Source organism: Anaerosporobacter sp. (assembly GCF_965301125.1).
Genome location: NZ_CBDLAM010000272.1, coordinates 1 through 3,852 on the forward strand (window position 1 = coordinate 1; position 3,852 = coordinate 3,852).

Annotated in this window: 5 protein-coding genes; all 5 read right to left on the minus strand. The window is 29.6% G+C overall.

Features of this window, described 5'->3' with window-relative positions:
* Positions 1–87: 87 nt before the first annotated feature.
* Complete coding sequence (locus tag ACW2QF_RS18500; RefSeq protein WP_455717491.1) at positions 88–801, minus strand: thioesterase II family protein; 714 nt, start codon at positions 799–801, stop codon at positions 88–90.
* A gap of 180 nt (positions 802–981) precedes the next feature.
* The gene (locus ACW2QF_RS18505; protein ID WP_455717492.1) at positions 982–1,239 is read right to left on the minus strand and encodes a hypothetical protein; all 258 of its coding nucleotides are present in this window, start codon (positions 1,237–1,239) and stop codon (positions 982–984) included.
* Positions 1,240–1,274: 35 nt separating this feature from the next.
* Positions 1,275–2,540 (minus strand): class II D-tagatose-bisphosphate aldolase non-catalytic subunit, encoded by a 1,266-nt coding sequence (locus ACW2QF_RS18510; protein ID WP_455717493.1) that lies wholly within the window; start codon positions 2,538–2,540, stop codon positions 1,275–1,277.
* 39 nt (positions 2,541–2,579) lie between these two features.
* Positions 2,580–3,230, minus strand: a complete 651-nt coding sequence (locus ACW2QF_RS18515) for a ribulose-phosphate 3-epimerase (protein WP_455717494.1) — start codon at positions 3,228–3,230, stop codon at positions 2,580–2,582.
* A gap of 261 nt (positions 3,231–3,491) precedes the next feature.
* Positions 3,492–3,852 (minus strand): hypothetical protein (locus ACW2QF_RS18520; protein ID WP_455717495.1); only part of this gene is annotated, 361 nt, incomplete at its 5' end.

Consider the following 3,852-nt stretch of genomic DNA (forward strand, 5'->3'; position numbering starts at 1 on the left):
AGTGATAGTAATATCATGCTTAGTCTTTGATATTTATTATAAGTTGGTATTATTAAAGAAATGTACATTTTACCCTCCACTAATATCTTATCTTAATACTGTTTTAACTATAGCCTTTTGCATCAAGCAAATAATTTCCTGAAAATGATCCCAAATAAAAAAATGTTCTCCATTAAATTTATAAAAATCCATATTTTGACCTGCATATTCAGACCAATATGTAATTTCATTTTCCTCTATATTTTGATCTTCGTCTCCATATAAAATAGTCATATCACACATTACTTTTTCATTTTTTTCCATACATTGATATTCACCTAAAATTCTGAAATCTGCTCTTAAAATCGGCAAAAATATACTTTGTATTTTATCATTATAAAATTCATCTGTTAGCCCACCATATTCCGAAACAATTCTTAAAAATGTCTCATCAGAGTACTGTGGTATAAGAGTATCTCTCCGAATTAAATGTGGTGGTCTCTGTCCAGATATAAATATATGTAATGGCTTTTTCCAATTAAATTCCATTAATTTATAATAAGCCTCATAAGCAATTAATGCTCCCATACTGTGACCAAATATGATATAATCGCAATCTCTAGTATAATCAATGATATTTTTTGCTATATCCTCTCCAGCAGAACTTATACTTTTGTAAAATGTTTCTTCACCTCGACTCCCTCTGCCTGCTAGTTCTAAAAAAACTGGACTAAGCTCCTCTGGGAACAATTTTTTACATCTATAATAGGCATAAGAAGTTGCACCGGCATATGGAATTAAAAAAACCTTCACCTTATTCATTTTCTCTCTCCTATCATAATTATAATTCTCTTAGCATGGAACCTTATATAATATCCATGATAAGGATATATTCAATACACTAGATTATATTTATCAATTGAGCAACACATTATTTTCCATTTATTAACATGTTTATATTATTACATATTTTGTATTATTTTTCAAGTATTATATTTTTTTTTACATATTTGAACTAATTAAGTTCATTACTTGCCCTATCAAATGTCTTACTGTTTCATAATTTTTAATATCTAATTGACCGTCTGAAAACTCTACACCCGCTATTTCTTCTATATCAATCATCAATCGAAGGAAATCAATTGAATTCTCTGGTAATTTTATTAGTGGAACATCTAATAGCTGCTCTCGCATTATCCCATCCAACCGATATCGCTTTATAATATAATTTAATATCTTATCTTCTATACTTTCTTCCATAACCATGTCTCCAATTCACAGTATTTAATATATTTCTATGAACATAAAATATACTGTTCCTTTAATTTTTCGTTCAGATCTTGCAAATTAAACGCTAAAATATATCGCTCAATACTTCTTTTAATATTATCTTTGATAAACTGCTCTGGATTTGGTTCTATGCCATAATGTATCAAATTACTATATAGCTTTTCTCTTCTTTCTTGCACATCTAATTCCATGTAGAAATAATGTCCACAAACCAAAGTAGCACGTTGACAAAACTCTTGATCCTCCCTTATTAATTCTACATTTTTATCTTCTTCGATCCATTTCTTCCATTTATTAGATTTCATTACATAGTTATATAATGCTTCTTTTAGACCCGATTCTATATTTCTTATTTCTAAATGTTCTTTAAAATATTGTTTCTCCATCTCACAAAGAAGTAATATCGCTTCTGTTTCAGCTTTAGCAAACTCAGGTGCAACATTAGCCATAACAATCCCTTGTTCACCATGCTTTTCTAAAACATCTTTACTTAAATAATCTGCGTTATGTTCCTTTAACAACAAACTATTTTCATATGCTATGCTATAAAGTCCTTTAACATTTTCTTCTTCATATTTACCTACATTTTTATCCATTCTTACAAAAGTTCCTGTATCACCTACAATTAATTTAGGAAGAGTTGTTATACCTGCTTTATAAAAACCTTCCATCATTTTTTCAACATACTGAGCAAAGATTTGTAATGCACAATTATTTTTTCCTGTTTCCTCAAGGCTAATTTCATAAAGAATCTTTTGTATTTTCATTTTTTCCCTATATTCTTCTAACTTTTTTATAAGTATAATAGTCCGTTCCACAGCTAATTCTAAATCTACTTTATCTTCGAAATTCCAATCTCTTGACACATCTACATGTAAAAGTTCAAAGCCCTCACTCATATCCTCATAATAAGACTCTAAGCAAGAGCAAAATGCCTCATCATATGATATTTTATTTACATATTCTTTATCATTTTGCCATGGTCCACCATGATCTCTACACAAATATACATAATCCCATATTCCTAGGTTTTCAGCCTCACTATATACGTATTCTTTTAAGGAAGCAGCATTCCAACGATTAGCATAACCAAATCCACATCGACTCATTTCTATTTGATTCCGACTAGCAATCAATAATAAAGGGCAATTATACTCCTTACAGATTTCTAATGCCGAAGATACTACATTTTGACTCATTACGCCAACACCTAATATTGTGATTTTTTTCTTGCTTACTACATCTAGTAATGTCTCCAATTCCATCTTCATTTATCTTCCCCCATTAAACAAACGTTAGTTTCAAGTTTATTAGCATCTGATCAGACTATCATACCAAGTTCTTATTTCTTCATAATTATTTTCAAAGAGCAGTGAACCTGCTGTTATCACATCTGCTCCATTCTTAATCATCTCAGGGACTGTATTCTTACGTATTCCTCCATCTATCTGTATATCAAAATCATAATTACATTTATAATTCTTTAATTTAGCAATTTTATTGTAGACTTCATTATCAAACGTAGCACCTTTTATCCCCAATGCGGTCCCCATTAATACAATAACACTAATATATTGAAGATATGGTATAACGTTTTCTATTGATTCATCAATATTCAATACAAGTCCAGATTTCTTTTGTTTATCATGAATTGTTACTAACATATCCTCTAGATTTTCACACGTGTTAAAATGAATCATAAAAGTATCCGCTCCTGCATCAATCAACTCGTCTATTGTTGATATAGGATTTTGGCACATCAAGTGGATATCAAATGATTTTGATGTATATTTACGAAGTGACTTAATAATTGGTGCACTAAACAAAAAACCCTGAACAAAATTATTGTCCATAATATCAAAGTGATACGAATCAACATATAAATCGACTTTTTTTATAGTTTCTGCTAACCGATCCAATTCGCCAGACCAAAGTGATGCTGATATTTTCAACTTATTCATCTATCTTCCTCCCCATTAATTAAGTCATCTAATGCAATAATGCTGTTTTTGCTTATGGATTATACAAAAGTTTCCATTAATAATTTTTTAATAATAGATTAGTGAATTTATATTTTATGCTTATTTTATGCTTATTTACCCTTATTATTACTTATTTCGCCATCTCAAAGACGTAGATAGATACTTTCTCGACGCCATATATCAAGAAATCATCTAAATATCCTTATTTTCTCTCCCATTTCGTTATAACTAGAACTTTATTTAGATCGTATATGAATTCAGATATTCATATAATCCATCTGATAATTCCATGCTTCCATCCCATAATTGAATATTATATTTACTATTATAATCTTGGCATCGACGAAAACATATTGTTCTCACATCATTTGGTAAACTACTGCACATAGAAAAATCAGAATCTCCATTTAGTTTAGAAAAACTGTCACCCCAAATTTCTACTTCTTGGCTACTGTTTAAAAATATTTGTTTTTCTAACTTTTCATTTTTTGTATTCGATGCTGAAAATAACCTTCTAACTGCTAACCCCTTATCTACTCCTTTAATATTAAAATCAATTGCACACATGCCTCCCAATTTAGGTTCAACATCTATCTTATGT

What these genes read in the sequence shown, in the direction of transcription:
- ACW2QF_RS18500 (WP_455717491.1), bottom strand. Translation starts at nt 801, where the DNA reads ATGAATAAGGTGAAGGTTTTTTTAATTCCATATGCCGGTGCAACTTCT.
- ACW2QF_RS18505 (WP_455717492.1), bottom strand. Translation starts at nt 1,239, where the DNA reads ATGGAAGAAAGTATAGAAGATAAGATATTAAATTATATTATAAAGCGA.
- ACW2QF_RS18510 (WP_455717493.1), bottom strand. Translation starts at nt 2,540, where the DNA reads ATGAAGATGGAATTGGAGACATTACTAGATGTAGTAAGCAAGAAAAAA.
- ACW2QF_RS18515 (WP_455717494.1), bottom strand. Translation starts at nt 3,230, where the DNA reads ATGAATAAGTTGAAAATATCAGCATCACTTTGGTCTGGCGAATTGGAT.